The following is a 2,110-nucleotide window of genomic DNA, read 5'->3' as shown; positions in this document are numbered from 1 at the left end:
TACGCCAACGCGTCTCAAGATTGGTGCGCAAGACACTGTCATTCTCCAAAAAGCTAGAGAATCATATCGGTGCTATTTGGTACTTTATTCACCATTACAATCAATCCTTACCTATTTAGGACTACCAATCATTCAAAGGTCGCTCAGTTTCCTGAGCGCTTTCATTTTAAGCATCAACCCAAACAGTATCGGGGTTGGCGCTCTGAATCATTCGATTTAGTCGCGCACTGGAGCAGTAACTCAACGGCTTGATTATCAAAGTTACGGGAGCGCACCTTGCCCAAGATAGTGTTGAGACGGAACATCGTCGTTTCAGCCAGAGAGCGCCGATGATAGTGAGCCTCTTGCTTCCACTTGTTTCGCCCTCCTCTGCGGATGGCCCGAAGGTTCTCATCGCGTTGATGGGGTGGGGCACTGCAGTTGCCATGTTGCCAGATCTTGGCATTTTTCCTTGGGGGAATCCCAGCCCTAGCATTGCGCTGGGTCAGAGAATTATAGCAATGGCTTTGGTCATAGGCTCCGTCAGCAGAAACCTGCTCAATATCACCGTCCAGGAGTGATGCAACAATAAGAAGTTTCTCATCGAAACGATTGCCTTTAATGTCTAGAGGATTGTGCTTAAGCTATGAATGCTCCTCTTGGTGATGATCTGCTACCATCACCTTCCAAAGAGTTACCCGACCTGTTGAAGCTCTCGATCCAGGCTGCCCAGCTCACTTTTCCTGCCTTACATTATGCGGGCCGTCTACTCAGCGAGAGCGCAACGATAAATGACTGTCATCTGCAGCTTATCGCTCGTGATGATGCCGGTCATCATTTGCCAGAGTGGATACTTGACCTTGAGTTTTATACGGCTGGCACTCAGCTATCGTTGATGATTGAACGCTCAGAGCAACCCGAGTATCCTATCCTGTGGCAGGGTCAGAACGCCATTTGGATGGATGCTGAAACTGGCATTAAAGTCGATCGCCCTGCTGGGGGTGAACCGCTAGAGTGGCTAGCTCGCAGGCTGATGAAAAAGCTAAGTGATCACGTCGTGAATGATTAAGGATGTTGTTAAGGGAGCGAATAAAAGGACTCCAGCTTGATAGCTGAAGTCTGGGTGATGGTATTGTGCACCCAAAATGTAGAGACGTTTCCCCGTTGTGATCGCATCAAGGGCCAGAAGAGGTTGAGGCTGGTGAGGATTTAGTTTTGCAGACGATAGTATCCCCTCAAGCGCGTTCTTGTCCGCTGTTCATTCGTTTTGGAGTGCAACGGTTGTTTTTTGGCCCACACCACAAGCTCAGAACTCTCAACGGAGAATGTTCCGCCTAATAATTTGATCTTTAAATTGCCTTGTTCACAGTCTATGCGTTGAAGAGAGCGCCAATTTTCATGACTTCGGCTAGCTCTTCCTCCCCAAACCAGCAAATCAAGAGAGATACCAGAGCGTAAGCCAGCCCCCCGTCCCCAACTCAATCGCCAGAGTTCTTTGGCGGTGGTACAGTTCAGGTAGTAGCCATGTGGGGGGTTGCAGTACTGATAGATGTACTGTTGACTCTGCTCCGTTTGTGAGAGTGGGTAAAAACTTTCAGCTAACAATGCTTGCTTGATTAATTCTCCGTAGGGAGTCGTATGCTTCACAACAGCCCGCAGAGGTGGGTCTTGCCAGTAAGCCGTTAAGATTGCATCATGACCGGCCAATAGCTGTACGCCTTGCTGCAGAGCTTTTGTTTGGAGAGTACTGTTCGATAATGAGGGTGGATTTCCCTGGGTAAATCCTTTAACAAAGTGTTGGATTAACTCCTCATTTGTATATCTCGGTGATTGTCGTAAGGAACTGGTTTGAGGGTCAACCATGATTCAGAAATACCCAATACATATTCTGTAGAGTGGGCTATTTCAGGATGATGATGATCAAGACGTTAGGACCTTTGTTAGAAAAGCCTCTAATGATGCATAGATTTGATCAGGACTTTGTAATTGAGTTGGGTGCTTTAGTGACCTTGTCTTGAAAAAGTGGACACTCCATTCGAAGAAATGATCTAGGAGAATGTCCACATGACACAGAAGAAACGCAGACTATTCACTGATGAACAAAAAGCAGAGGCAGTCCGTATTGTCGAGC

General features: G+C 47.3%; 2 protein-coding genes and 2 pseudogenes. 2 read left to right on the top strand and 2 right to left on the bottom strand.

Annotated features, from left to right (window positions below; genetic code table 11):
• Window positions 1–119, top strand: a pseudogene (locus tag C1752_RS27925) (IS1 family transposase); the annotation flags it as partial.
• A gap of 47 nt (window positions 120–166) precedes the next feature.
• Here C1752_RS27925 and C1752_RS27920 read toward each other — a convergent pair.
• Window positions 167–554 (bottom strand): annotated as a pseudogene (locus C1752_RS27920) (transposase); the annotation flags it as partial.
• 71 nt (window positions 555–625) lie between these two features.
• Here C1752_RS27920 and C1752_RS27915 point away from each other — a divergent pair.
• Window positions 626–1,048, top strand: coding sequence for a DUF8659 family protein (locus C1752_RS27915; RefSeq protein ID WP_110989303.1), 423 nt, complete (start codon window positions 626–628; stop codon window positions 1,046–1,048).
• A gap of 140 nt (window positions 1,049–1,188) precedes the next feature.
• On the opposite strand, the gene C1752_RS27910 is transcribed toward C1752_RS27915, so the two are convergent.
• Complete coding sequence (locus C1752_RS27910) at window positions 1,189–1,842, bottom strand: hypothetical protein (protein WP_110989302.1); 654 nt, start codon at window positions 1,840–1,842, stop codon at window positions 1,189–1,191.
• Window positions 1,843–2,110: the final 268 nt, after the last annotated feature.

It is taken from the genome of Acaryochloris thomasi RCC1774 (genome assembly GCF_003231495.1).
In the GTDB taxonomy this organism is placed as follows: Bacteria; Cyanobacteriota; Cyanobacteriia; order Thermosynechococcales; family Thermosynechococcaceae; genus RCC1774.
Note: the sequence above shows the minus strand (reverse complement) of the source record. Positions and strands in the feature narration are given on the sequence as shown.